Genomic DNA, 26,445 nt, shown 5'->3' with positions numbered 1-26,445 from the left:
CTATACAGTGTGCGATGAACTATTTAAAAGGGGCTGAACTAATAGTCACGCGAAAGTCCTGCGACCTGCAAGAATTAGTCGATGGGATAGCCGATGACTGGTCCTTCACGGTTCAGCTGCCAACTCAACGCGGGGGCGACATGGTCGGCGAAATTCTCCATAATCTTCACGTGGATGTCCACACCCACCCCTGTGGGGATGGTGATGAACAGGGTGTCGGCGGACATGACGGCGGCGTAGGTGCGGCCAGCGACACTGACACCAGGTTCTCCATCAAGGGCTAGACACTCACGGACATTGCGTACGAGTCGAACCACACGTAGCGAAGCTTTCTAATAGCCAAATGACTAACTCTTTTCGCTGGTATCCAGGAATGATACTTCCTTGAAGTCGGCAGTGTTGGCTACCCCGCGTACGAAGTACTGGAACTGCTGCTTGGAAACCACTTTGCTCCATGAAGCCATAGCCTTCAAGTTACATCGCAGGAAAATTGCATTTCACAGTCGGTATGGGCCTTTTGCAGTTGGTTAATTCGAAATTCGTCCACCATCTCCTTAGCCACCCGCACGATTAACGCGGTGTTTCGCCATCTTCGCGCGAGGCGAGCAGCTCCTTTAGGTGCCTATCTATGTCGTCGAGCTTCTTGATAACGGCTAAGACAGAAATGACCATAGCGATAAGGATTAGCATCCACAGGCTCCTTTTCTCTGGCGCTTCAATTCACTGGGACAATCGCTTGCCAGGGTATTAAACCATGGCCCTTACCTAGACGTTAGGTAAACGGGGACAAGGGGACGTCGGCAAGCAAAAGCGCCGCGCCCCAAGAATGGGAAACGCGGCGCTAGAGCAATCCGGCGGCAGGCTGCTTAGTGGTCAGCGCCCTGGATGGAGTGCTTGTGATCGCGGACTGCTTCGCCCTCAGCGTAGAGCGGCATATCGTGCTTAGCCTTGTACCACTCGGCGTAGTTTGGCTCCAGCGGGGTGCGGCCGGCGATGAGGTCGGCAGCCTTCTCGCCCACCATCATGGTTGGGGCGTAGATATTGCCGTTGGTCACGGATGGGAAGACGGAGGCATCCGCAATGTAGAGGCCTTCGACGCCCCATACACCCATGGTGTCCGGGTTAACCACGGCCATAGGATCGGACTCCGCGCCCATCTTGGCGGTGCAGGATGGGTGCAGCGCGGTCTCGCCGTCGTTGCGAACCCACTCCAGGATTTCCTCGTCGGTCTGGACATCCGGGCCCGGGCTGAACTCGCGGGCGCCTACTTCTTCCATGGCCTTGGTATCCAGCAGGGAGCGGGCAACGCGTACGGCCTCAACCCACTCGCGGCGGTCCTGGTCGGTCTTCAGGTAGTTGAAGAGGATGGACGGCTTGTCGTGGATATCGGCGCTCTTGATGTGAACGTGGCCCTTGGTATCGGAGAACATCGGGCCAACGTGCCACTGGAAGCCGTGCTTGACGTCCGCCTTCTGGCCGTCATAACGCACAGCCATCGGCAGGAAGTGGAACATGAGGTTCGGGTAGTCCTCATTCTCATTGGAGCGCACGAAGCCGCCTCCCTCGAAGTGGGAGGTAGCAACCGGGCCCTTGTGGGTCAGCAGCCACTGCAGACCCATGAACGGCCAGCGCCACTTATCCAGGTAAGGCTGGGAGGATGCGGTGGACTTGGTGGTCTCATACTGGATGTAGACCTCGAGGTGGTCCTGCAGGTTCTCGCCCACACCTGGCAGGTGCTTGACGACGTCGATGCCGTGCTTCTCCAGAATCTCACGGTCACCAATGCCGGAAATTTCCAGCAGCTGCGGGGTGTTAATGGCACCGGCGGACAGCACGATCTTCTCGGCGTAGACGCGGTGAACGCCGCCCTGCCACTCATACTCGACGCCGACGGCCTTCTGGCCCTCGAAGAGGATCTTGGTGGTGAAAGCGCGGGTGCGGATCTCGAGGTTCTCGCGATCCATGTTGGGGTACAGGTAGGCGCGGGCAGCGGACCAACGCTTGCCGTTCTTAATATTGCGATCGAACGGAGCGAAGCCTTCCTGGCGGTAACCATTGACGTCATTGGTCAGGTTGTAGCCGGCTTCCTGCACAGACTTGAACAGGGCCTGGAAGAGCTCGGAGGTAGCCGGACCGCGGGAGAGGTACAGCGGGCCATCGTGGCCACGGCGCGGATCGTTTGGCTCAGCCGCAGCGGCGGTTTCCATGCGGTTGAAGTACGGCAGGCAGTGGGCGAAGTCCCAGTTCTCCATGCCCGGGTTCTGGCCCCACTTCTCGTAGTCCATCGGGTTACCGCGCTGGTAGATCATGCCGTTGATGGAGGAAGATCCGCCAAGGACCTTGCCGCGAGCATGGTAGACACGGCGGCCGTTCATCTCTGGCTCTGGATCGGACTCATACATCCAGTCATAGTTCTTTGCGCCGATTGGGAAAGAGAAGCCGGATGGCATGTGAATGAACAGATCCCACAAGGAATCTGGGCGGCCAGCCTCAAGGACCAGCACGCGGGTGTTCTTGTCTTCGGTCAGGCGTGCGGCGATGACGGAGCCTGCGGAGCCACCGCCAACGACGACTACGTCGCTTACTTCATCGGTGACCTTTTTAGCAGAACGCTTCTTGGTCAGCTTGTCCATAAAACCCATAAATCCCCTTCTTTCTGTGAAATATTTCACACGTCAAGATTGCCCCACCGGAAGTGAAAATATTGTAATTTATACAAAAGTCTGTAATTATTCACATCGCCTTATGTGCGGGCACTGCCTCCAGAGTACACATCCCGCTAGAAGTTTGCCCATCTTAATGTATATTTACCTTGTCCGGATGGATTTCTCTGGAGATGAAATCCGCAGTCTTTGCGCATAGTTCGCCCGAATATGATTCATTTCACTCACCTATCTCTCCCTGCGATCTTGTGAGCATTTTGGGGCACTCGTGCGAAAGATTCGGCCCAAAACAACCAGCAATAGGAGAAGTAGATGGCTAACTTTGATCCTCACAATCCTGAGGAGTCTCTCACTTCACATAAAGACCCCCAAGAAGGGGGTAAAAACACCTCTCTCGCAACCCCCTCTGGAGAGCCCAAGAAGCGCAGCCCGCGCTACCAAGTCCGCGCCCTCGTCGGCAGCTACAAGGCCGAAACCGGCGATGCCGTAGGCGCGGATCAGGTCCCTGCTCCCAAGACAAACTGGCCGGTATTTATCATCTCTGGCGTCCTCATTATTGCCATGGCGCTCTATGCCGGGCTCGGCCGCGATTCCGCGGCAGAAACCCTCGCCAGTGTGACCGGCTGGATCGGCCACAACCTTGGCTGGTTCTACGTTCTCACCGCCACCATCGCCGTGGTCTTCGTGCTCTATATTGCCTTTTCCAATGCCGGCAATATCCGCCTCGGACCGGACCACTCGCGGCCGAAATTTAATACCTTCTCCTGGGCGTCCATGCTCTTTGCCGCTGGCATCGGCGTGGACCTCATGTTCTTCGCCGTGGCCGAGCCAGTCACCATGTACATGCAGCCACCGGTCGGTGACGGCGAAACCATGGAGGCCGCCAAGGAAGCCGTGGTCTATGCCATGTTCCACTATGGCCTCACCGGCTGGGCGCTTTATGCACTTATGGGCATGGCCTTTGGCTACTTTGCCTACCGCCTGAACATGCCGCTGGCTATCCGCTCCGCGCTCTACCCGCTCATCGGCAAGCGCGTGCACGGCCCTATCGGCTCCGCGGTGGACATCGCCGCCATGCTGGGCACCGTCTTCGGTGTGACCGCTTCCCTGGGCATCGGCGTGGTGCAGCTGTCCTATGGCTTCCACCTCATCTTCGGCATCGAGCAGGGCCTTGGACTGCAGTCCGCCCTCATTATTATTGCGGTGGCCATTGCCACGCTGTCGGCTGTATCCGGCGTCGATAAGGGCATTCGTTTCCTCTCCGAGCTCAACGTCTATTTGGCCATCGCACTGATGGTCTACGTCGTGGTCTTTGGCAAGACCGCCTACCTCTTCGATGCCATCGTGACCAATATCGGTGACTACGTCGCAAAATTCCCATCTTGGACCATGGAGACCTTCGCCTTCGCCGAAGACCAAGCCAACGTAGATACCTGGATGCAGTCCTGGACCCTCTTCTTCTGGGCATGGTGGATCGCCTGGGCGACCTTCGTCGGCCTCTTCCTGGCCCGCATCTCCCGCGGCCGCACCCTGCGCCAGTTCATCTTCGGCACCCTGACCTTCCCGTTCCTATTCATCCTGATGTGGATGTCCTTCTTTGGTAACACTGCCTTGGACATGGTCCGCTCCGGTGACTACCCCGAATTCGCCGAGAACGCTATTAACGTGCCAGAGCAAGGCTTCTACGACATGCTGCACGAGTTCCCAGGCTCTGGCATCGTCATTTTCTTGACCACCTTTATTGGCCTACTGCTCTATATCACCTCGGCCGACTCCGGCGCGCTGGTGATGTCCAACTTCACCTCTCGCATCACCGATAACCGCCAGGATGGCGCACGCTGGCTGCGCATCTTCTGGTCCGTAACCGTAGGTGCGCTGACCCTTGCCCTGCTACAGATCGATGGCATCGCCACCGTGCAATCCGCGACCGTCGTGATGGGCCTGCCCTTTGCCTTCGTGGTCTACCTCATCATGTTCTCCCTGTGGAAGTCCCTGCGCCTGGAAAACGTGCAGCGCGAGGCCCGCACCACCGCTATACATGGTGTGATTTCCTCCCGTACCGAGCGCGAGCCTTCGGATTCCAACCTGTGGAAGAACCGCCTCGACCGCGCCAATACCTTCCCTTCCAAGAAGGAGATGGATACTTACCTGCGCGATACCGCCACCTACGCCTTGGAGCAGGTTGCTACCCACATGCGTACCCGCGGCTACGACGCCATCTTGCTCACCAGCGAGCTTCCCGACGTCGAATTGCCCCAGCTCGACCTAGAGGTAAAGCTGCACAATGAGCGCATGTTCCGCTACCAGCTCTTCCCGGTCGCGGCCGAGCGCCCCGATTTCAGCGCGGGCGAAGGCGACGAGTACTACCGCCTCGAGGTCTATGACATGACTGGTTCGCTGGGCTATGACGTCTACGGCTATTCCGAGAATCAGATCATTAACAATGTGCTGGATCTTTATGAACGCCACTTGGCCTTCCTCTACATGCAGCAGACCCAGCCGGGCGACTCCGATGTCTCCGATGGCGCCGAGCCTGAGCGCACCTGGCGCGAAGATAGCTAAGCTGGCCACTACAACTACCTCTATGAGAGAAAGGTTGCTTTTCACTTGAGCACCCAGAACACTTTGTTCGACCCCACCCAGACCGAGCTGCTGAAGGGCGTGCATACCGATGGCGCCCCGAAGTCCCTGTTCATCAACGGTAAGTGGGAAGCCGCCCAAAGCGGCGAAACCCGCACCATCATCTGCCCGGCCGATGGTTCCACCGTCGGTTTAGTCTCCGAAGCATCCGACGAGGACACCGAGCGCGCCATCAAGGTTGCCCGTGAAACCTTCGATAACGGCGAGTGGGCCAATACCCCGTCCGCCGAGCGTGGCAAGCTGGTTATCCGCGTGGCCGATTTCATCCGTGAACACAAGGAACTTTTCGCTCAAGCCGAGTCCGCTGATACCGGCAAGCGCTACGAGGAGTCCTTGGGCGATATGGATGACATCGCCAACGCCTTTGAGTACTTCGGCACCCTGGCCCAGCACCAGGCCGGCCGCGTAGTCGACCCGCAGGATCCCAACCTGCGATCCCGCATCGACGCCGAGCCCGTCGGCGTCTGTGGCCTGATTACCCCATGGAATTACCCGCTACTGCAGGTCTCCTGGAAGGTCGGCCCGGCCCTGGCCGCCGGCAATACCTTCGTCCTTAAGCAGGCGGAGCTCACCCCACACACCGCGATGCTGCTCATGGCCGCCCTCAAGGAGTGCGGCCTGCCGGACGGCGTAGGCAACCTCATCACCGGCGCCGGCGCTAACTGCGGCAACCCGCTCTCCCAGCACCCAGATGTAGACATGGTCTCCTTCACCGGTGGCCTGGTCACCGGCAAGATCATCGCCAAGAATGCGGCGGAGACCGTCAAGCGCACCGCGCTCGAACTCGGCGGCAAGAACCCGAACGTCATCTTCGCCGATGCCGATTTCGACGTAGCCGTGGACAACGCCCTCAACGGCGCCTTCTTCCACTCCGGCCAGGTCTGCTCCGCAGGCTCCCGCATCGTTGTCGAAGAGTCTCTGCACGATAAGTTCGTCGATGCCCTGGTAGAGCGCGCCAATAAGATCAAGATCGGCGGCCCGACCGATGACAAGGCCGAAACCGGCCCGCTCATCTCCGCTGAACACCGCGAGAAGGTCGCCGCCTACGTGGACAAGGCTCGCGAGCAGGGCGCCAAGATCCTCACCGGTGGCCGCGCTGCTACCAGCGAGGACACCAATGGCCAGCACGGCACCGGCACCACCGACTTGGGCGCTGGTGTCTACTACCTGCCGACCATCATTGATGGTGCTACCCGCGAGATGGACTGTGTCCACGACGAGGCCTTCGGCCCGACCGTGACCATCGAGACCTTCACCACCGAGGAGAAGGCCATCGCCATCGCGAACGACACCGAATATGGTCTGGCAGGCGCCGTCTACACTTCCGACGCCGGCCGCGCCGAGCGCGTCGCCCGCGCCCTGCGCCACGGCACCATCTGGATCAACGACTTCCACCCGTACCTGCCGCAGGCAGAGTGGGGCGGCTTCAAGCAGTCCGGCAATGGCCGCGAGCTTGGCCCCACCGGCTTGGCCGAGTACCAGGAGCACAAGCACGTGTACCAGAACCTCTCCCCTGCCGCGTGGGATCAGTTCGGCCTGCAGTAACTAAGCCAGCCACATAACAGTCAGCCCCCGCGCTCTTTCCGAGCAGCGGGGGCTGGCTTTTTATATGAGGCCAACATGCGGCCACGTTATCGTTCTCGTTCGCCTATTGCGGGGCCAGAACGTGGCCGCTGTGCGAACTGATTATGCGGAAACGGCATCTTCCAGCTCGGCCAGCAAGGAATTGGTGCGTTCCACCTTGGCATCTACAGGGCGGAATTCGCCTTCGATCCAGTCAGTAAAGAAACCGAAGTCGAGCTGATTGCGCAGCTGCGGCATGGAGAAGTTGACCACGATGGTGCGCCATGCTTCCACGCCGCGGATTGCGCCCGCTGGACCGTAACCGGCGAACGCAACCGGCTTACCGGTCCACTCCCCAGCCAAGCAGTCGAAGGCATTCTTGAATGGACCCGGCACGGAGCGGTTGTACTCCGGAGTAACAAATACGAAACCATCGCAGGCATCCACTGCATCAGACCAAGCCTGCACCTTTTTATCCGCATACTGCTTATTGGCGGTGGCAGGAATGACTTCAGTGGTCAGCAGTGGAACATCAAACTCCTTGAGGTCCAGCAGGGTGTACTCCACCCCATCCTGGCGCCCCTGGGCAAGATCATAAAGCCACTCACCTACTACCTTGCCGGCCGAGTTATCGCGGGTAGTGCCGATGATGATGCCGATACGAGACATAAGAGAACCTTCTTTCCTTCAAGCTTTATGTAACATCCCTAGCTTACCGCCCGTGCAGATACTTGTCTGATGGTGATGTTGATACGTCCCTCACTCAACCCGCACCCCTCCGGCAATGTGCCGTCATTAACGCGTACCACCCCGTGGTAGGCAAAGCGCTTTGGCCCACCAAAGACCACCAAATCCCCAGAGCACAGCGTGATATCATCCCACGGCCGCGTGCGCGATTCGGTATGGCCCATGCGGAAAAGCGCCTCATCCCCAATGGATAGCGAAATCACCGGGGCGGGTGACTCCTCCGAATCATCCACGTGCATGCCCATGGCCGAGCCCGGAGGATAGTAATTGACTAGCGCCATCTCCGGCACGAAGTTCTCCACCCACGGCTCTAGCTCGGGCGCTACCTCAGCCGCGGCGCGCAGCGCTCCCGGCGCAATCCGCCACAGGCTCTCCGGCACCGGCGGAACCCGCGTGCCGTCCATATTGTCCACGTACCGATAGCTGGGATAATGCCAATACTTGCCCAGATGCAGCTGAAAAACGCTCATTTGCCCGCCGGATTTTAACCGCGGCCGCACCATCGCCATCGGCGTACCCGCATACTCGCGCGCAATGCCACGCATCTCTTCTACCAAGGCCCTCTGCTTATCGACGCCCACCCATCCCGGCACATGCCCCACCCCCGAGGCCACACGCACGTTCGGCCGCGGCAGCGAATCAAAAAGCATGACCTCACCCTAATCCCAGCACCCCAATAAATCGATCCAGAAATTTCCTTCAACAAGGGTAAGAATCGTTTCAAGACAAATCGGCCCCAACCCTGGACACTTCAAATAACGTGGGAATTTGTTGCCCTCCGCCGCTTTCCTTAAGCTTCAATGCTGGACGAAAAAGATGCGGATATCGCCTTGAAGATGAAGTTTGATTCCTTTTACCAATTTGTGGCGGCCTTTAATTTAGAAGCCAACATAAATGAAACAAGTGATAATGCGAATTATGAATCGGGAATAGCCAAGTTGGGAGCTAAAACCTGGCATGTTCGCACAGCACGCACCACGCCTTCTAAGCCGGGAGCCTTCGTAGCATTCTGGCAACGCGACCATGAAGGGGAATCCGTGCCTTTTGAAGATTCTTCCTGCGGCGACGGTCTCCTAGTCTTTGTGATTCAAGGAGATCACCGAGGCGTGTTTCAATTTAGCAATCAAGATTTACAACGTCTCGGTATCACCTCCGGAACAGCCCCAGGAAAGAGAGGGTTTAGAGTATATCCACCATGGTGTGAGGGGCTGAACTCCAACGCTTTAAAGACTCAAAAGCAGCAACAGGCATCGTTTACAGAATTCTGATTTGTGCGTACACAAGCAAATCGATCACAATCTGCACACCCAGCACGCAGTAGGGTGGTAAACGCGCAACTTACGCACTAACGCGGTCTTCGGCGGCTCCACCCACCTGTTAAAGCGCAAAGTAAGAGGACTGCTTCTGTCATTGCTGCGGCGCATCGCTTATTCCGACTGCCGTCCTGCATTCTCTGCCCACATGCACGCTCCCACAGAAACAGTAGTCATAGCAATCATGAGGACCGCTATTAAGCCCAGCTATTTTGATGCATCCCAGAAACCCCGATCTTCCCAGTCTCTGTCTTCACATAGATAAAGCGCGTTGGCAATCATTACCCTTAAAGAGTGATTACCAGCGAACTTCGAAATTCACTGGCCAAAGCAACCACCTACGCACAGCGTTTTCAAGACGGAGAAGACCACACTGTAGCCGCAGCACTCCTTACCAAATCAGGCAAACACGTACTCGGTTTGAACGCGCACCACTTCCTCGGTGGTCCTTGCGGGGAAGTCTCAGCTTTAGCCAACCATGCTGCTAGTTATCCAAAGGATCCAATCCAAGCAGTAGTCGCCGTATACGGACCGACTGGTCAAGTTATTCCTCCCCGCGGTAAATGCCGGCAGGTGCTTTTTGATGTTGATCCGTCCATTCGATGTATCGTGCGCGGAAGCAATGGACTTGAAGCACCTACCGTAGAAGAACTCTTGCCATTCGCATTCAACTGGCGAGATATGGAACAAAAGCAGCGCATCTACATGCGGGAAGGCTACGAGGAATCAATTCGTAGCGGAGAAAAGCAACAGACAATTCGGGTAGATGATCCTTTCCATGAAGGAAATGCCCAAATAGTCTTCGAGAAAGAATCCGGAGAGGTCGTCACCATTCCTGCACAGGTCACGGCCGTTTCCTCTATCCAGCGAAGTAAATTATCGGAAAAGCAAGCTCGAAATGACGGCTTTGGCTCTCTCGCCGAGCTTCAGAAAGCGCTAGATGCTCACTATCCCGGATTAGCTGCCGATGATGAAGTAGAAGTCGTCGAGTTCAAACTGCGGTAATCCATCCAGACCGAAAGGTGGAATAGACTTCATCCATAACGTCATACTTGCGGTGTGAAAATTGCGGCAGCTAGCGCTGAGGGTCTTCTAATTCCCTTATCCAGAAGTTCATCATCTCACCGATAGGATCCGAGGAGGAAAACACTTCGCTCGCTATTTCCCTAGGAGACCAAGTATCCGGAAGGTCTTGAAATCCTGCGCCGACCTTTCCAAGCGTCACTGCTGAGGAGTTTTTGACTGCGCTAAGGATGGTAACGACATCGTCATACGTAGCATAAAACGAGTTTTTCCCATTCGCCCCAGTTGCATCAGCAATACAGATCCAGTCATTGAGTTCCGCCATATCGCTCAAAATATTATCGACGATTTTTCTTGAATCTGTTTCCATATGCTCACTCATTGTGCTTGGCCTTTCTACTAACACTCAACCTTAACTCTGAGAATCAGCAACCGCTTTGCCAATGTCGTCTACAAATTTTATCGAGCCAACAAAAGCGGCCTGTGAGTTTGTGATTTACCGGAACCTAAGTGATTTCCGCAGATACTTATTAAGCACCACCCACCCTCTACAATGACACCCATGGATGCACAGGAGCGGCAGGACTTGGAACGCTACGGCTCATGGCAGCGGATGACCGGTGGGGAGTGGTTCTTGCCGAGCATGCCGGAGGCGAAGGAAGAGCACCAGCGCACTTTTCGCTTGGTTAAGCAGCTCAACGAACTACAGAATACGGACCAAGAGCGTGCCGAAGGCATCCTGCGCGAGATACTGCCGGAGGAATCTGCGGTGCCGGGCCTGCACGTGCCGCTCAACCTGGAGTACGGCTGCAATCTAGTATGCGGCGAGCGCGTCTTCATTAACTTCGGCGCTACGATCCTGGCTCAGGCCCAGGTGACGCTCGGCAATGGCGTCATGGTCGGCCCCAATTGCTCCCTGATTACGGTGGGGCATCCGGTAAACGATCATGAGATGCGCGCCGGCGGCTGGGAGATAGCCAAGCCCATCACCATCGGTGATAATACGTGGCTCGGTGCTAATGTCACCGTGCTGCCGGGCATCACGATTGGAAAGAACTGCGTTATAGGCGCAGGCACGCTTATTACCACCGATATTCCGGATAGTTCGCTGGTCCTGGGATCACCCGGCCGCGTGGTGCGCAAGCTGGAAGACAATGAGGAGGCCTGGGAGCGCCAAGATCTCAACGGCCCCGTCGAGGGTTTTGGAGCCGCCAACTAAATGTTTGATCTCGCTCGCATCGGCGCGGGACTTCCCGTAGCCGAGACCATCGATTCGCTGCCTAGCACCGGAAATGTCGTCATCCAGGCCCCGCCCGGCACAGGTAAAACCACACTTGTACCACCGGCACTGGCTAATCACGCGGCAGGACGTGGCAAGGTCATCGTCACCGCCCCACGCCGTGTGGCCGTGCGCGCGGCCGCGCAGCGCTTAAGCACACTCAGCGGTACACCGGACAAGGTCGGCTTTGCCATCCGGGGCGAGTCCCGCAAAGGCAGCGAGGTCGAGTTCGTCACGCCGGGCGTGCTGCTGCGCCGTCTGCTGAAGGATCCGGAACTCGAGGGCGTAGCCGCCGTCGCCATCGATGAGGTTCACGAGCGTCAGCTCGATACAGACCTCGTGCTAGGCATGTGCCTGGAGCTGGCCGAATTGCGGGCGGACTTTCGCGTCATCGCCATGTCTGCAACCGTGGATGCGCAACGTTTTTCCCAGCTTATGGATGCGCCCGTCCACGTGACCGAGGCGGTCACCCATCCGCTCGACATCCAGTACGCCCCCATGCCGGGCAGGGCGGCGGGAACGAGGGAGTTTTATGGGGACGTCGCCAAGCAGGCAGCTCGCCAGCAGGAATCCACGCTGGTCTTTGTGCCCGGCGTGCGCGAAGTCAACCTCGTGTGTGATGCCTTAGCAGGCCATAATGTATTTCCCCTGAATGGCAAGCAGACCACTGCGGAGCAAGATGCCGCGCTGTATACCGATGAACAACGCATCGTCGTGGCTACCTCTATCGCGGAGTCCTCGCTTACCGTGCCGGGTGTGCGCGTAGTGGTCGATGCCGGGCTCTCCCGCGTTCCCCGGCGCGACGCCCAACGTGGCATGTCCGGACTGGTGACGGTTTCTACCTCAAAGTCGAGTGCCGATCAGCGCGCTGGTCGTGCCGGCCGTGAGGCACCAGGCACCGTGATTCGCTGCTATTCGCAGGACGATTACCAGCACTTTTCCCCACACACCACCCCGGAGATCCTCTCCGCGGACCTAACCCAGGCCGCGCTGTTTCTGGACTGCTGGGGCGCAGGCCCGGACTTCCCGCTGCTCGATCCGCCGCCGGCCCAAGCCCTGGCATCCGCGCAGGCGACCCTCAAGCGCATTGGCGCGACGCAGGAACTCGCCCTCCTGCCCACCGATCCGCGCCTCGGCGCCTCCTTGCTCCGCCACGGCAGCCAGGCCGCGCCCATTATCGCCTCGCTTGCCGACGCCCCCTTAACCCCCGATCTCACCCGTCACCGCCCACCTCAAAGAGAGGTCAAGCGGCTTGCACGTCTCGTAGACGATCTCGGCCCTGCCGATCCCGGAGAGGTTGTCGCCACCGCCTTTCCCGAGCAGGTGGCCAAGCGCATGGGCGAAGATTACTTGCTAGCCAGCGGCACCCGCGCGCGCCTGCTCGATAACTCGGGCTTGGCCGGAGCCCCGTGGCTCGCAATCGCGGAGGTATCCCTATCTAATGCGGGCAATGCCATCATCCGCTCGGCCGCCCGCATCGAAGAATCTGCAGCCCCAGCAGCTATCGGCGTCACCGAGGAAACCCGCGCCTTCCTGCGCGATGGCCGCGTGCGCGGCGTCAAGGTCAGGGCCGCGGGCGCCATCACCCTTTCTGAGACCCCGGTTAAAGTCACGGGCCCCGCAGCCGAGGAGGCGCTTGCCGCCGGCATCCGTGAAGAAGGCCTAGGTCTCTTTTCCTTTAGCGAGAAGGCCCAAAGATTAAAGGACCGCCTGCGCCACCTGCACTCCCACTTTGGCGAGCCGTGGCCCGACGTCGATTCCGCGGATCCCGCCGAGTGGCTCGGGCCCGAATTACATCGCATCGCCGAGGGCACTCCCGCTGACAAGCTAGACATGTACCCCGCGCTGCAACGCCTACTTCCCTGGCCGGAAGCCACCCACCTCGACGAGCTCGCCCCCGAGCACCTTGCCGTTCCCTCCGGCCGCGATGCCATAATCGATTGGTCCGGCGATCGCCCCGTAGTCCACATCAAGCTGCAGGAATGCTTTGGACTGGCCGAATCCCCCGAATATTGCGGCCACCGCGTGCAATTCCACCTGCTCTCCCCCGCCGGCCGCCCGCTCGCGGTCACCGATGACCTCGCCAGCTTCTGGTCCGGACCTTATGCTGGCGTGCGCGCCGATATGCGCGGGCGCTACCCCAAGCACCCGTGGCCGGAGGACCCGTGGAATGCGATTGCTACCGCGCGCACCAAAAATCGAATGTAGTTAGCCCCATTGCTGCCAGCCCAGGTAGCAGCTCATGACCACCACCAGGGTAAGCAACGCGTAGCGGATGAATTTGGCCCCACCGCCGAGCACGGTACGAGCGCCGAGAAGTGCGCCGGCGATATTGGCTACGCCGAGCACGATGCCGAGCGTCCACCACACGTGCCCGCCAATAATAAATACGATGAGCGCACCGAAGTTGGTAGCGGTATTGACCACCTTGGCCATGGCCGCAGAGGTCAGAAAGTTCTGCGCAAAAATAGAGGTGAAGGCCATGATCAAAAACATTCCGGTACCCGGGCCGAAGATGCCATCATAAAAGGAAATGATGCCGGAGAGTAACAGGACCACGACGGTCCGCCAACCGCCACGGGTACCGGCCGAATCGCTACTGCCAAAATCTGGCTTGAAGGCAACGAAGATACCCACGGCAACCATGAGCACGATGATGATGGGCCGCATAACGTCTTTATCGAGGCTCGAGGCCACGCTGGCCCCCAACCCGGAGCAGACCAGCGCGATGAGGATGAACCGCGCCATTTCTGCCTTGTCCAGCTTCACCTTGCGCGCAAGGGTCACAGCAGCGGATCCGGTGCCAGTCACCGCAGCAAGCTTGCTAGTGCCCAAAGCGGCGGCCGGAGCAAGGCCCGGCAGGACCGCCAGCAGCATCGGGATCAGGATCAATCCGCCACCGCCGATGACCGCATCGACCCACCCCGCGGCCGCGGTACCAAAGAAGAGAATTACCCACTGCACCACATCGATTTCCATGCCCCCGATCATAAATCTTGAATGATGTAAGGTGATAACCCGCCTACCGGCCTCCCCATAGTGGAGTAAAAGAAGGCATTATACTTTTGTCGCAGCAGAACGAGGAGGCTCGCATGGCCGCACAGCAGGAAGGCACCGGGCTTAGTGCCCATACCGTGGCACGGTGGGCCATTGTCGTTCCGGCATCGGTCGTATTGGGCTGGCTGTTTAGCATGTGGCACGTACCTGCGGCCTGGATCTTGGCAGCGATCCTCTCCTCCGGCGCCATGGCGCTTTGTACTGGGGAAGATCTGCGTGTGAACCGGAGTTTTTATAGCATGTCGCGTGGTTTTATCGGCATGATGGCTGCCATTCCGCTGACCGTGGTGCCGGTGGGCCAATTGCTTGGCTTCCTGCCTGCCGCCCTGACAATCTCCTTTGTCACACTGATGGTAGGCGTTATCGGCGGCCAACTCTTACACCGCGCGCAGCCAGACGATGTCTCCTCAGAAACCGGCATTTTATCCATGCTGCCGGGCGGTGCGTCCCTCATGCCCGCGCTTGCCGACGAACTCGGTGCCGACTTCCGCTACGTCGCCCTCACTCAATACCTGCGCCTCTTAGTAGTCTCGGTATCGCTACCGGCCGTGGTCGCCTTATTGGACACGCCTGCCGGCGAAGGAGCGGATCTTTCGGTCGACGGCGAAACTACCTGGTGGATAGTTGCCCTAGTGATTGCCATTGCCTGCATAGGAGAAAAGGTAGGCAAGTTCCTCCATCTCCCCGCCGCCGCGGTGCTCGGCCCATTGCTGCTGACGGTTCTAGCCTCTTTCGTGTTGCCGGAGGGCCACACGCTCGAACCGCTCTATGCCTTTAAGGTGATGGCCTTTTTGTCCATTGGTTGGGTCTGCGGCGGTGGGCTTTCGCTGCCGGCGCTCAAGGCCTTTGCCAAGCAATTGCCCGCCACGGTTCTTTTCATCGTGGTCATCATCGGTATCTGCGCGGCCACCGCCTGGCCGCTAACCAAGTGGCTGCACATCACTTACTTCGAGGCCTACCTGGCTACCAGCCCCGGCGCGCTAGAGACGGTACTCGCACTCTCGGCGGAGGGCGGGGCCGGCCCAGCGGTCATCGCAGTCCAGCTCACCCGCCTCATCGCGGTACTGGTCGTAGCGGGCTACTTGCCACAGCTGCTACGCCTGGCCCAGCGACTGCTGCGCCGCTAGTTATCCAGAACGGCCTCGCGCAGCACGGACATCGGCACGGAACCAAGGGCGAGGGCCTCGGAGTGGAACTCGCGCGCACTCATCCCCTGCTTCTCGGCCGCGGCGCGGGTCTCCTGCCACAAGCGCTGGCCCAAAGCATAGGACGGCGCCTGGCCCGGCCAGCCGAGGTAGCGATTGACCTCAAAATTGAGGTTCGCATCATCCATGGCGGTGTTTTCACGCATGAAGGTCTTCACGTGCGCCTTGTCCCACACGCCGGACGTCGAGCAATCCGGCAACTGCTTGCCCAAGTGCAATCCGATGTCCACGACCACGCGGGCAGCGCGCAGGCGCTGCGCATCCAACATGCCCATGCGGAAGCCCGGATCGTCCATGTAGCCCAGCTCGGCCATGAGTTGTTCGGCGTAGAGAGCCCAGCCCTCGCCGTGGCCGGAATTCCACGTCACCGCGCGGCGCCACAGGTTGAGATCCTCCTGCACCAGTGCGGAACCTAGCTGCAGGTGGTGGCCCGGCACGCCCTCGTGGTGAACGGTGGTCAGCTCTTGCCACGTGTGGAAGGTGTCTTGTCCTTCTGGCACGGACCACCACATGCGGCCCGGGCGGGAGAAGTCATCGCTCGGCGGGGTATAGAAGATGCCGCCGGTACCGGCCGGATCGATGCAGCACTCGATCTCTTCTACTTCTTCCGGAATATCAAACTCTTTGCCGTTGAGCTCTGCGATAACGCCATCGGCGGTAGATTGCATCCACTCCACCAAGGCATCGGTGCCGCGCAGGGTATAGCGCTCCTCGTGGTTGAGCTTGCGCATCGCCGCGCGTACCGAGCAATCGGAACCATAGAGCTCGTGGGCGATCTTTTCCTGCTCCGCTCGCAGGGTGCGCACCTGATCAAGGCCCCATTCATAGGCCTCATCGAGGTTGACGGCATCGCCTACAAAGAGCTTGGAAAAGCGTTCGTAGCGCTCGCGGCCCACGGCATCCTTCGCGGGCGCTTGAGGCTGCAGGTCATTGGACAGCCAATCGGAGAACTCGCCAAAGGCTTCCTTGGCCTGCTCCACCTCAGCGGAGTCGGCGTCGAGGCCGAGGGACTCGAGCATCGAGTCGGCGTCGGCAAGCCGCTCGCACTGCACAATGACCTCGGAGATCTGGCGGTGCGGTGCCACCATGCCGTGGGAGGCCGCTTCCTCCAAGGAGCTGCGGTATCCGGCCAAGGAGGTCTTCACCTTGGACAGGCGGGAGCGAATAGCATCGCGGTCCTCGTCCGTATCCTGCGGCATGAGCAGCAGGGTATCGCGGATGGTCTGGACCGGTGAGGCGATATTATTTAGGCAGCGCACATCCTCGCTGTGGTGGTGCAGATCTAGATCGAGGCACAGGCGATCACGCAAAACGGCCGCGGTGACGTAGTCCACCTCATCAAAGTCATCCTCATCATCGGATTCATCGGTGGTGTCATCCAAGGCATCCAAGTCCGCGACCATCTCACGGGTGCGATCCGCGATGGCGGTGAAGTATTCGGGGGAGAAATCCTGCAATTCGCCCTCGAAGCCGTCAATGCCCCACGCGGTGGCATCGGTGGGGGAAAGCTCGGCTAGGTCGTGAACGAAGTTATCGCACGAAGCGTCCAGTAGAGAGGGCTGGCGCTTAGCGGTCTGCTCAGAACTCATAACGAGGAAGTCTATCCCTAAGTATCAGCTATAGGCCACCCGGGGAGGATGAAGTTGCGAACTTGTTAGCTAATCGTTGTCCCACTTTGTGCCGGGATAGTTCCAGTGGCTGAATTCATCCAGGATGTCCTGCGGTTTCTCCTCCATCACCAAGGCATCGACAAAACGGGGCAGGATGAAACCGGACTGGGCCATGGCGGCGTACATGGCATGGAACGGGCGCCAAAAATCCTCCGTATTAACTAGGCCTACTGGGCCGCGGAGGTGGCCCAGCTGCTGCAAAGTGAGCACCTCGGTGAGCTCTTCGAGGGTGCCGACGCCACCGGGGAGGCAAATATAGGCGTCGGCAAGCTGCTCCATGCGCGTCTTGCGTTCGGCCATGGAGCCGACTACTTCGAGGGTGGTCAGGCCGGGGTGGGAGATCTCCAGATCCACCAGGGACTGTGGCATCACGCCGGTGACGGTACCGCCGGCGGCCAGGCAGGCCTCTGCAACCTCGCGCATCAAGCCGATATTGCCGCCGCCGTAGACCAAGGTGAGGCCGCGTCGGGCCAGTTCGGTGCCCAATTCCTGTGCCGCCTGAGTATAGGCCGGGGAGTTTCCTGTTGCTGAACCACAATAAACCGCTACTGACTGCATGCTCTCCAGCATAGATATCTGCGCCCCCACCACCACCTTTAGACTATTCGGTACATGAAACTTTTATCAGGTTAGACAAAGCAGTCTGGGATGCTTATACTCCTTTTTATGATCAAATCTGGCCCAGTGTTCACGCGGCCCCGCACGCCGGCCGCAAAGTGCCTCCATTTGGTGCGCCTGAACCCGATCATCACCCGGAGCGAGTTGGTGGAAGCCACCGGACTTTCCCAGCCCACCATCACGCGCGCTACTACTTCCCTACTCAACGCGGGCCTCATCCAGGAACGCACCGACCTCACCCAGTCCCGTGGGCGCGGCCGGCCAACTGTGCCGCTTGAGGCGGCCGATAATGACTGGGCGCTCGGCGGCATCTCCGTGGGCACTAAGCAGACCTACATCGGCCTCTATGACACCAAGGGCCGCACCTTGAGCGAGGAAGAACTAGCTACCCCGGTGGCTAACCTCAGCGAGGATGACTTCCTCGAGCACATCATGGCCGGCATCAATCGCATGATGACCAACCTGAACCACCGCTTGGTCTCCCTCGGCGTGACCACCTCCGGCACCGTGGATGACAACGGCCTGGTCACCGCGGAAAACCTCAACTGGCACGGCGTGGACATCGCCGAACGCCTGCGCTTCCAGTTCGGCGTACCCGTAGTAGTCTCCTCCGCGATCCCAGCTATTTTGGGTTCCGAAACCCAGGCGGCCGAGATTGGCACCAGCGAGCGAGTTCTGGTGCTCTTTGCGGATGATTCCATCGGCTCGGCGCTCTCCGTCGAGGACGAGGTCAGCCCCATTATTCCCGTGCCGCAAACGCACTCTGAACTCCTTGGCCACGGCGCCTCCGAGCACCTACTGGCCACCCGGCACATCCTCGAGGCAATACGGCAGGAGGGGGTGAAGGCTGCCTCGCTTACCGAGGCCGCCCAAATCGCCGAATCCAATCCCACCGTCCGCACCATTCTGGACGAGCGCGCCCGCCAATTGGGCACCGTCACCGCGGAACTGGTCAAAGCCCACTCCCCGGCCACCGTGGTCATCGCCGGCGGCGCGTTTACCGACGACCCGAAGGCCCCCAAGCAATTCGCCGCCACCGTCCGCGCCTCCGCAGGCGATGAGTTGCAGCTGCGCATGATCCCCAGCCATAAGGAGATTGTCCGCGCGGTAGCCCGCACCGTGGCCACCGACCAGCTCCTGCGCCAACCGCTGGAGCTAGGCCGCTCACTCCAGTGTGCTTAGCACCTCACGTACCGAGTCGATGCCGCGAAAGAGGTGGGCATTGAGCCCGCAGTAGCTAGCACCCTCCACGTAGTCGATGCGGTCATCAAAAAAATAGGTATCTTTCGGCTGCGCGGATAGCGCATCCACGGCTACGCGATAGGCCTCTGGGTGCGGCTTTGCCAGCCCAATATCGCAGCTGAAGGTCACCGCCGCACAGTCCTCCAGCCAGGTATGCTTCTCGCGCACCTGCCCCGCCAGCGTGGTGGGAATATTGGACAAAATGCCTACACTATAGCCTTCCCCGATAAGCCCCTTGACCAAAGCGACCATCCCCTGGTCGGCCTCCAGCAAACCGCGGTTTTCACACGCTACCGCCTCCGCGACGGGTATCTCCCCCAACCCTGCGCGGGCCGCTACCTCATTCCAAAAGTGGCTATCACTAAAGATGCCGGCATCATAGTCCGGGCGATAAAACCCGTAGGCCTCCCACATCGCCTCGGCATCGGATGGCGCGAGGAGGCGCTCCAAGGCTGCATGACTTTCTGGGGTGGCCGGGCGCATGAGCACACCATACATATCAAAAAGGAGTCTGGGCATAACGAGAGCCAGTTTATGCGCGTTTCGGCGCCTGGGTCAGCACGGCTACGATTCCCACACCGGCACCGGCCACAAAAACGGGCAACATCGCGGAGGCTTGTTCCATAGACAAGGCGAAAATGCCGCCGATCGCACCGATGAGCAGCATGCCACCAAGGCTATACAGCGAGCGAGTAACCAAGCCGCGCTTGCCCGCGGCACCGTACACCAGCAGCGCGAGCCCGGCGAATGGACCGAGCATGAGCGCCGCAGTGGTCAGGAATACCCCCAAGGCCACGTGGGTGGACATAATCGCCGCTCCCACGATGAGAAAAAGCGCCAGGATCAAAAGCGTCATGGCACAGAAAGCCTTGCGTTGTGTTGACATAGAAACAATCCTCCCACGGCACTGCAGTGCCGTGGGAGGATTGCTCTAAATCTTGATGGGTTTGTTATTCACCCAGGCGCGCTTAGGCAGCGCCGCCTTCGGTGCGACCAGCCAAGCGCTCATCGATGCGTAGCAGGCCAGAGCCGTCATTTCCTACCAGCTTGATCTGATCCAGAATCTCAGAAACGGTAGCTTCTTCTTCCACCTGCTCGCTCAGGAACCAGTCAACGAGCTGGCGAGATTCCAGGTCCTGTGCGTCCAGCGCCGCGCGAGCGATGGTGCGGATTTCCTCAGAGACCTTCTGCTCGTGCTCCAAGGAAGCCTGGAAAGCATCCTGCGGGTTAGCGGCCTTCACCGAACCAACCGGAATGTCATTGAGCTCTACGCGATAACCGCGGGAGAGCAAATGGTCCGCAATCTTTTCAGCATGCACGCGCTCTTCTGCTGCCTGACCCATGAACCAATCGCGCATACCCGGGAAGGAGAGGTTGTCCATCTCGAAGGCCAACTGGGTATAGACCATGGAAGCGCCGTACTCGCTAATGACCTGGTTATTCAGGAGGGTTTGTAGTTTCTCGTCCATTGTAAAAACCTTTCTGTGCAGGGAAATCAATAAGTGCTAAGCACCACACTACCGAAGATTCTCCCGCAATCCAGCAAGGCCTACTTAAGTAAACTTGCACGTCATTATGCTTTTTTAGATTGGATAACCTAAGTTAGCCAAGACAAAGCTTGCCACCACACGCAGGCAAAGTTCCCCTAAGAACGCGAGGTCATCGCAGATCCTTTGCATTTACGCCTACGCGAGCTCAAGGTCAGTTCGGCGCCTACTACTTAAGCCTCCGCACCCCAGTCCATAAATGTGATGTTAGTCACCTAGGCGGCCGCTAAGGCGATTAAGGCGCTGCGCACTAGCTCCCTCCAGGCCGCGGAACTCTACTTCGATGCCCCGCTCGGCGTATTTCTTCTGCACCGCATCCAGCGTCGCCACCGTAGAGGCATCCCATACCTCGGCCTCCGTCATATCTACCACCACGCGCTGGGTGTCCAGCGTGTAGTCAAAGGCATAGACCAAGTCATTGGAAGAGGCGAAGAAAAGCTGGCCGCGCACCGCATACGCGGCATCGCCTACTTGTTTTACCTCCACCAGGTGCGCCACGCGGCGGGCAAAGCCAATGGATGCTGTCACCACACCGAGCACCACACCGACCGCCAAGTTATGCGTGGCCAGCGTGCCTACCACCGTTACCAGCATCACCAGCGTTTCTGATAGCGGCATGAGCTTAAGCGTGCGCGGGTGAACCGAATGCCAATCCACCGTAGTTGCGGCCACGATGATCATCACCGCCACCAGGGCGGCCATCGGAATGCGGCCGACGGTCTCGCCAAGAAGAAGGCAGAGGATGAGGAGGAAGGCGCCCGCGAGGAACGTCGACAAGCGCGTGCGCGCCTGGGATGCCTTCACGCCGATCATGGTCTGGCCAATCATGGCGCACACGCCCATACCGCCAATGGCTGCGGCGAGGATATTGCCCACGCCCTGGCCAAAGGACTCGCGCGTTTTATCGGAGTGAGTATCCGTAATATCATCCACCAGCTTGGCCGTTAGCAGCGATTCCATCAGCCCCACCAAGGCCATGCCAAAGGCATAGGGCGCAATCAGCTGCAAGGTATCCAGGTTCCACGGAATATCCGGCACGAAAAGTCCCGGCAGCGAGGTAGGCAGCTCGCCTTGGTCCGCCACATCGGGGACCTTCCACCCGGCCGCGACCTCAATGATGCTGACCACCACAATGGTAACGAGCGGGGCGGGAATCACCGTGGTCAGCCGCGGTAGCCCCAACATAATTGCCAAGCCAATGGCCACCAGCACATAGACCATCCACGGCACATCACTAAGGTGCGGCAGCTGCGTAGTAAACATCATGATTCCCAGCGCATTCACAAACCCCGTCATCACCGAGCGCGGGATAAAGCGCATGAGCTTGGCGACGCCCACCGCAGCCAAAACTACCTGCATGATTCCCGCCAAGAGCACCGCGGCGACCACGTAGTCATGACCATGTTCATGCGCGAGCGGAGAGACAACGAGTGCCACCGCGCCGGCCGCCGCGGAAATCATCGCTGGCCGGCCACCGGTAAAGGCGATGGACATTGCCATCACGACGGAAGAAAACAATCCCACCCGCGGGTCCAAGCCCGCAAGGATGGAAAAGCTTAAGACCTCCGGGATCAAAGCAAGCGCCACCGCGAGTCCGCCAAAGACTTCCTTGCGCAGACGAGCGGGCGAGGAAAATGCATAACGGAAACTGGCGATGACGCCGGTAGGGGCAGGCTGTTCTTTAATCACGCCTGCACATACTAGTGGACTTTAGGAGCCTTCCTTAAAGGAGCCATCTGCAGTGATAACTGGCAGCACGGACCAGGCGAAGTTGATCCACTGATCGGTCTTCTTCCACGAAAAGTCCGGTTCAAAAATGGTCTTCGGCTTGGTATAAATGACGGCCGAGCGCACCTCGTCTGCGGTTTCCTTAAGCAGATTTACCACCAGATCCAGGGTCTTGCCGGAGTCCGCGACGTCATCTACTACCAGTACCTTCTTGCCCTTCAGCGAATCCGTATCCAACTGCGGGGACAAGATGATCGGCTCTTCCAGCGTCTGGCCGATATCGGTGTAGAACTCCACATTGATAGCGCCCATGGCCTTTACACCGATGGCATAACCGATAGCACCGGCTGGGATCAGGCCGCCGCGGGCGACGCCCACGATGAGGTCAGGGAACCAACCAGATTCCACAATCTGTTCCGACAGGTTACGGCTCGCCTCGCCGAAGACCTCCCAGGTGAGGTTTTCCCGGTCCGGGTGGATCCAATTTTCAGTCACGATTGTGTGGCTCCTTTTGCGTCATGGGCTTTCTTTGTAGTTTAACGAGCATTGCCTGCCAAAGAAAAGGCACCTACCGGAATGGAACCTCGCCCAAAGTCCGGCGTAGCTTGCGCGTGCGCAGGCGCTCCGGATTTTCGGCTAGATGCTCCATCGCTCGCACCGCGCACATCACGTGAGCTTCCTTCGAATTGGAGTAGAAGGCCTGCGCCTGGGCCGGCAGCTTCGGCACCGCGTGTAGCGGCAGGTCAGAGACCGAAAGGAGAGTTCCATAAGGAACGCGGTAGCGGTAACCATTGGCCGCGAGCGTGCACGATTCCATATCTACGGCCACCGCGGTGGAGGTACGCAGCCACTCCCACAAATCCCGGTTAGTGCGCCACTCCCAATTGCGATCATCGGTGGAGAGCACCGTGCCTGTTCGCATAAGCGAATTATCGTCGCCATAAACCGCTTTCACCGCAGACTCGAGCATGCGCTGTACTTCCGGAATCGCCGGGATGGGAGAGGTCGCCGCAACCTTTTGGTCCAGGATGTGGTCATTGCGTTGATAGGCATTGCCTAAAATCAAATCCCCGATGCGCATGCGGCCGTCCATGCCAGCGCAGTGGCCGATCATGATCCAGGCCTCCGGCCGCAGCACCGCCAAGCAATCCGTAATGGTCTTGGCGTTGGAGGGCCCTACACCGATATTGATCATCGTGATGCCATCACCACCGGCGGTAATCAGATCAAAGCGCGGCATTTGGAAGCGAGAGGTCAAGGTCAGACCATCCACATCGAGGTCCACCGCATCGTTGGGGTGGATGGTCTCTCCATTGGGCAGCACCAAGGCGGTATAACGCGAGTCTTCCCTGGTCAACTCGCGCAAACCAAATTTCACAAACTCGGTGGTGTGCATCGCGTAGTTAGTAAACAAAATGTATTTTTGCACCGTATCGACCTCGATGCCGGTGTAATGCTCAATGCGTGCACACGCGATATCAAAGCGCTGGGCGCCAAAATGAAAAAGCGGCTTTTCCGCACCGTGGAAGGCATCCCATTCGCCATCAATGATTGCATCATTGACCTCATCCAGCGTCGGACGTGGAATGGGCCCGCGTTCCTGCGGGGCTTTGCCCGCTCCCTTGATGTACTCCGGCGGAATGCGCTGGTCCGATTGACCGACGAAAATATCGCACGGATAGTTACCCGCCAGGCGAGTCAGCTGCTCGTGCAGGTAGTTCCGAATTATGTGCGGCTTGGAAATTACCGCCGAGTACTTGCCCGCCTCGTTGACGTAGCCAAACGGCTCGGAACGATCGATGGGCTGCCATTTGCGGATATCCACCGTGACCTTGGGATAAACCACGTAGCGATAGTCATCAAGGTTTCCTGAATCCAGCGTCTTACGCGCAAGCTCGCAGGAATTCTCGTAAATCTCGATCAGGCGGTTTACCGCCTCATCAACGGAGTGGACATGCTGCAGATCGGTCATAAGCGCGAGTGTAGCGGGGACTTCGCAGCGCGGCAGCGGTCCGCGCATTTCATTATTCTTTTCCGCGGTAGCTTCAGTGATACCAATACTGACATGATTTACTGCGAGAAAATCAAAGACCTAGGATCAGTCCTTTTAGCTGCTAAGAGTGTCAAAGCAAAGGCCTCAAAGGGAATGCGACGAAGAGCTCGACTATGTCAACTCGGGCATCGTCCCATCAATCCGAAGTATTCCTAATTCACATTGTCCCCAGTATGAGAGCGAGAAGAGGCACTAGCCTCAATACTGCAGACGATTCCTACTAGGACTGCACCTAATGCTCCTAACAGGATTCCCGTGGAGGAGGGCAACAGTAATCCACCCACTGCGGAGCCGACTGCCGAGCCAAGGTAGTTCGCAGATGCATTAGCAGCAACAGCAGTCGCCCCTTCATCAGGGTTTGCACTAAGCATCGAATGCTGCTGCGGTGCCATAGACGACCACCCCAAAAGCCCCCAAGCAAAAAGACACACCACTGCCACCACGTGGCTCGAAGGGAAGAGCAGCAGTAGAGCGAAATCAATCACGAGTAATGCAATGATAATGACCGTTAGTTTTCGTGAACTATTAACCTTGTCAAGCACCCTCCCAATCCCAAAAGCACCCACTGCCCCGCCGATACCCCAGACCCACATGCCAGCAATGGTGTCTACCTGCACACGATCAAGCACTACAGGAATATAGGTGTACAACCCCAGCGAACCCACTCCAACAAAGAAAGTAACTAAGGTCGTCAGGAAGTTATCCACTCGGCCGATGACTCGGAGTCGCTGCCCCAACGAGGAGGAGGGCACAGCTGGTACCACACTCGCCTTGCGCAACGCTAGACCCGCTAACGCCACTATTCCAATGGCCGAGACCAAAGCGATGGTAGCCCTCCAGCCTAGCTGTTTAGCTACCCCCAATCCCACCGGTACGCCCACGACAGTTCCCACCGCTAAGCCAGCCAGCACCATTGACAGTGCGCGCCCGCGATACTTTGCTGGGACAGACATCCCCGCTACGGCTGAGGACAGCGGCGAATAAATTCCCGCTGCCGCACCTGCGATTAAGCGTGACACGAGAAAAACACTCACGGTAGGCGAGACTGCGGTCACGACATTCGCCAAAGAAAACACAGCAACAGCTCCAAGCAGACCACTCCGCGGATCTTTGCCTGCCCTACCCGAGAACAGCGGACCAGATATTGCGTACGCGCCGGTAAAAGTGGTAACGCCCAAGCCGATCACACTGTCACTTGTACCCAGGTCGTTTGCAATCTGTGATAGCAGCCCAGCGATAACATATGCGTCCAATCCGAGCGCTACACTGCCCAAAACTAACGGCCACAGCTGTTTAAGCATTCGAAATCACCATATCGAGCAAACCAGGGAACCGTTCGTCTAGATCGCCTCTGCGCAAAGAGATAACACAAGTTCGTCCCTGGCTTCTTGTCCACGTCACACCGGCTTCACGCAGCTGCCGAGTGTGGTAGGTCAGGGTAGATCGAGGCAGGTCATCAGCGAGCGTCAAACTATCGTGCTCCTGACCGTCTGCCAGGCGCCTAACCATCTCTAACCGGATGGGATCACTTACCGCAGCCAGAACACGGACGAATTCAAGGTCCTCGGTGGCCGGATGCTCATACTTTCGTGGGCTCATCACAACTCCAATCGTGCAAGAATTCCTGAACGATTGACCACAGTAAGCTACCCGAGAGATTCGTGCAAGATTTCTTGCACGAATGCAGGTGCGCAGATAAAGCCCCACCCAGACAGCGATAAATGAACACCGGAGTCTTGAGGAGCTCTATTTTTAGATACCAAGCTTTCAACCTCAGACGTCTCTAATTCATAACCTTCAACGTTGGCACAATAAATCGAGCCAAGTTTATGAAAGTAGAGAGCCCTATTCCTTCTTCTAACGGTGCGTACAACGTAGCTTGATTTAATAGACCCTTCTACCCAAAAATATGCTCGAAGGTTCTTTGGTCAGGAAAGCATGACAGACACCGTCACCCCTTCAGGGAAAAGCAACTAATCTGCAGCACCAGAAATGATTTAGAGAACGAACGATCGCTGGTGACCAGTTGAAATGTTTAGTTCTCACGCGCTTGCAGTTGGTTAAATGCGCAGGGCACACCGAAGCCCTCGACGCATA

General features: G+C 58.4%; 25 protein-coding genes. 8 read left to right on the top strand and 17 right to left on the bottom strand.

Going from position 1 to position 26,445, the window contains the following annotated elements; translation table 11 throughout:
• Nucleotides 1-74: 74 nt before the first annotated feature.
• The 3 genes from WMP97_RS07105 to betA form a co-directional block, all read right to left on the bottom strand.
• A complete protein-coding gene (locus WMP97_RS07105) occupies nucleotides 75-317 on the bottom strand; it encodes a hypothetical protein (protein ID WP_445293086.1) in 243 nt (80 codons plus the stop codon).
• Nucleotides 318-570: 253 nt separating this feature from the next.
• Entirely contained in the window at nucleotides 571-690 is a 120-nt protein-coding gene (locus WMP97_RS07100; RefSeq protein WP_340440148.1) for a chemotaxis protein, read from the bottom strand.
• A 176-nt stretch (nucleotides 691-866) separates the two neighbouring features.
• On the bottom strand, nucleotides 867-2,642 hold the full coding sequence (gene betA, locus WMP97_RS07095; RefSeq protein ID WP_248099306.1) for a choline dehydrogenase: 1,776 nt from the start codon (nucleotides 2,640-2,642) through the stop codon (nucleotides 867-869).
• Between the two features lie 333 nt (nucleotides 2,643-2,975).
• On the opposite strand from betA, the gene betT reads away from it, so the two are divergent.
• Nucleotides 2,976-5,225, top strand: coding sequence for a choline BCCT transporter BetT (gene betT / locus WMP97_RS07090; RefSeq protein ID WP_023020311.1), 2,250 nt, complete (start codon nucleotides 2,976-2,978; stop codon nucleotides 5,223-5,225).
• A 45-nt stretch (nucleotides 5,226-5,270) separates the two neighbouring features.
• Complete coding sequence (locus WMP97_RS07085) at nucleotides 5,271-6,848, top strand: aldehyde dehydrogenase family protein (protein WP_340440147.1); 1,578 nt, start codon at nucleotides 5,271-5,273, stop codon at nucleotides 6,846-6,848.
• A 141-nt stretch (nucleotides 6,849-6,989) separates the two neighbouring features.
• On the opposite strand, the gene WMP97_RS07080 is transcribed toward WMP97_RS07085, so the two are convergent.
• A complete protein-coding gene (locus WMP97_RS07080; RefSeq protein WP_316328666.1) occupies nucleotides 6,990-7,535 on the bottom strand; it encodes an NADPH-dependent FMN reductase in 546 nt (181 codons plus the stop codon).
• A gap of 38 nt (nucleotides 7,536-7,573) precedes the next feature.
• Complete coding sequence (locus WMP97_RS07075; RefSeq protein ID WP_340440146.1) at nucleotides 7,574-8,263, bottom strand: alpha-ketoglutarate-dependent dioxygenase AlkB; 690 nt, start codon at nucleotides 8,261-8,263, stop codon at nucleotides 7,574-7,576.
• 150 nt (nucleotides 8,264-8,413) lie between these two features.
• Here WMP97_RS07075 and WMP97_RS07070 point away from each other — a divergent pair, with 150 nt between their 5' ends.
• Complete coding sequence (locus tag WMP97_RS07070) at nucleotides 8,414-8,881, top strand: MepB family protein (protein ID WP_301715902.1); 468 nt, start codon at nucleotides 8,414-8,416, stop codon at nucleotides 8,879-8,881.
• A 339-nt stretch (nucleotides 8,882-9,220) separates the two neighbouring features.
• On the top strand, nucleotides 9,221-9,931 hold the full coding sequence (locus tag WMP97_RS07065; RefSeq protein WP_340440145.1) for an ASCH domain-containing protein: 711 nt from the start codon (nucleotides 9,221-9,223) through the stop codon (nucleotides 9,929-9,931).
• 70 nt (nucleotides 9,932-10,001) lie between these two features.
• On the opposite strand, the gene WMP97_RS07060 is transcribed toward WMP97_RS07065, so the two are convergent.
• On the bottom strand, nucleotides 10,002-10,331 hold the full coding sequence (locus WMP97_RS07060) for a hypothetical protein (RefSeq protein WP_239206745.1): 330 nt from the start codon (nucleotides 10,329-10,331) through the stop codon (nucleotides 10,002-10,004).
• Between the two features lie 171 nt (nucleotides 10,332-10,502).
• Between WMP97_RS07060 and WMP97_RS07055 the strand changes: the two genes are divergently transcribed.
• Both WMP97_RS07055 and WMP97_RS07050 read left to right on the top strand, forming a co-directional pair.
• On the top strand, nucleotides 10,503-11,168 hold the full coding sequence (locus tag WMP97_RS07055) for a sugar O-acetyltransferase (RefSeq protein ID WP_340440144.1): 666 nt from the start codon (nucleotides 10,503-10,505) through the stop codon (nucleotides 11,166-11,168).
• Nucleotides 11,169-13,436, top strand: coding sequence for an ATP-dependent RNA helicase (locus WMP97_RS07050; RefSeq protein ID WP_340440143.1), 2,268 nt, complete (start codon nucleotides 11,169-11,171; stop codon nucleotides 13,434-13,436).
• Here the strand turns inward: WMP97_RS07050 and WMP97_RS07045 are convergent, their stop codons facing one another.
• Nucleotides 13,437-14,207 (bottom strand): TSUP family transporter, encoded by a 771-nt coding sequence (locus WMP97_RS07045; protein WP_200288417.1) that lies wholly within the window; start codon nucleotides 14,205-14,207, stop codon nucleotides 13,437-13,439.
• A 113-nt stretch (nucleotides 14,208-14,320) separates the two neighbouring features.
• Here WMP97_RS07045 and WMP97_RS07040 point away from each other — a divergent pair, with 113 nt between their 5' ends.
• The gene (locus tag WMP97_RS07040) at nucleotides 14,321-15,412 is read left to right on the top strand and encodes an AbrB family transcriptional regulator (RefSeq protein WP_340440141.1); all 1,092 of its coding nucleotides are present in this window, start codon (nucleotides 14,321-14,323) and stop codon (nucleotides 15,410-15,412) included.
• Here WMP97_RS07040 and WMP97_RS07035 read toward each other — a convergent pair.
• Together WMP97_RS07035 and WMP97_RS07030 are read right to left on the bottom strand one after the other, a co-directional pair.
• A complete protein-coding gene (locus WMP97_RS07035) occupies nucleotides 15,409-17,079 on the bottom strand; it encodes a DUF885 domain-containing protein (RefSeq protein WP_340440140.1) in 1,671 nt (556 codons plus the stop codon). The two genes, WMP97_RS07040 and WMP97_RS07035, sit on opposite strands and share 4 nt — an antisense overlap.
• Before the next feature lie 69 nt (nucleotides 17,080-17,148).
• Nucleotides 17,149-17,718 (bottom strand): LOG family protein, encoded by a 570-nt coding sequence (locus WMP97_RS07030; protein ID WP_340440139.1) that lies wholly within the window; start codon nucleotides 17,716-17,718, stop codon nucleotides 17,149-17,151.
• Nucleotides 17,719-17,826: 108 nt separating this feature from the next.
• Here WMP97_RS07030 and WMP97_RS07025 point away from each other — a divergent pair, with 108 nt between their 5' ends.
• A complete protein-coding gene (locus WMP97_RS07025) occupies nucleotides 17,827-18,960 on the top strand; it encodes an ROK family transcriptional regulator (RefSeq protein WP_340440138.1) in 1,134 nt (377 codons plus the stop codon).
• Here the strand turns inward: WMP97_RS07025 and WMP97_RS07020 are convergent.
• The 8 genes from WMP97_RS07020 to WMP97_RS06985 form a co-directional block, all read right to left on the bottom strand.
• Entirely contained in the window at nucleotides 18,943-19,539 is a 597-nt protein-coding gene (locus tag WMP97_RS07020) for an HAD-IA family hydrolase (protein WP_340440137.1), read from the bottom strand. The two genes, WMP97_RS07025 and WMP97_RS07020, sit on opposite strands and share 18 nt — an antisense overlap.
• Nucleotides 19,540-19,552: 13 nt before the next feature.
• Nucleotides 19,553-19,906 (bottom strand): hypothetical protein, encoded by a 354-nt coding sequence (locus WMP97_RS07015; protein ID WP_239207771.1) that lies wholly within the window; start codon nucleotides 19,904-19,906, stop codon nucleotides 19,553-19,555.
• Between the two features lie 82 nt (nucleotides 19,907-19,988).
• The gene (locus WMP97_RS07010; protein WP_023020290.1) at nucleotides 19,989-20,489 is read right to left on the bottom strand and encodes a ferritin; all 501 of its coding nucleotides are present in this window, start codon (nucleotides 20,487-20,489) and stop codon (nucleotides 19,989-19,991) included.
• A 285-nt stretch (nucleotides 20,490-20,774) separates the two neighbouring features.
• The gene (locus WMP97_RS07005; RefSeq protein ID WP_340440136.1) at nucleotides 20,775-22,256 is read right to left on the bottom strand and encodes a SulP family inorganic anion transporter; all 1,482 of its coding nucleotides are present in this window, start codon (nucleotides 22,254-22,256) and stop codon (nucleotides 20,775-20,777) included.
• 21 nt (nucleotides 22,257-22,277) lie between these two features.
• Nucleotides 22,278-22,790: a phosphoribosyltransferase gene (locus WMP97_RS07000; RefSeq protein WP_005326355.1), complete on the bottom strand. Its 513-nt coding sequence runs from the start codon at nucleotides 22,788-22,790 to the stop codon at nucleotides 22,278-22,280.
• A gap of 73 nt (nucleotides 22,791-22,863) precedes the next feature.
• Nucleotides 22,864-24,267 (bottom strand): AMP nucleosidase, encoded by a 1,404-nt coding sequence (amn, locus tag WMP97_RS06995; RefSeq protein WP_340440135.1) that lies wholly within the window; start codon nucleotides 24,265-24,267, stop codon nucleotides 22,864-22,866.
• A gap of 233 nt (nucleotides 24,268-24,500) precedes the next feature.
• On the bottom strand, nucleotides 24,501-25,649 hold the full coding sequence (locus tag WMP97_RS06990) for an MFS transporter (RefSeq protein ID WP_340440134.1): 1,149 nt from the start codon (nucleotides 25,647-25,649) through the stop codon (nucleotides 24,501-24,503).
• The gene (locus tag WMP97_RS06985; RefSeq protein ID WP_005326349.1) at nucleotides 25,642-25,947 is read right to left on the bottom strand and encodes an ArsR/SmtB family transcription factor; all 306 of its coding nucleotides are present in this window, start codon (nucleotides 25,945-25,947) and stop codon (nucleotides 25,642-25,644) included. Before WMP97_RS06985 ends, WMP97_RS06990 begins: the two co-directional genes overlap by 8 nt.
• Nucleotides 25,948-26,445: the final 498 nt, after the last annotated feature.

Source organism: Corynebacterium sp. KPL4072 (assembly GCF_037908395.1).
GTDB lineage: Bacteria > Actinomycetota > Actinomycetes > Mycobacteriales > Mycobacteriaceae > Corynebacterium > Corynebacterium kefirresidentii.
The sequence above is the reverse complement of the archived record's forward strand: the minus strand, read 5'-3'. Positions and strand labels throughout refer to the sequence as shown.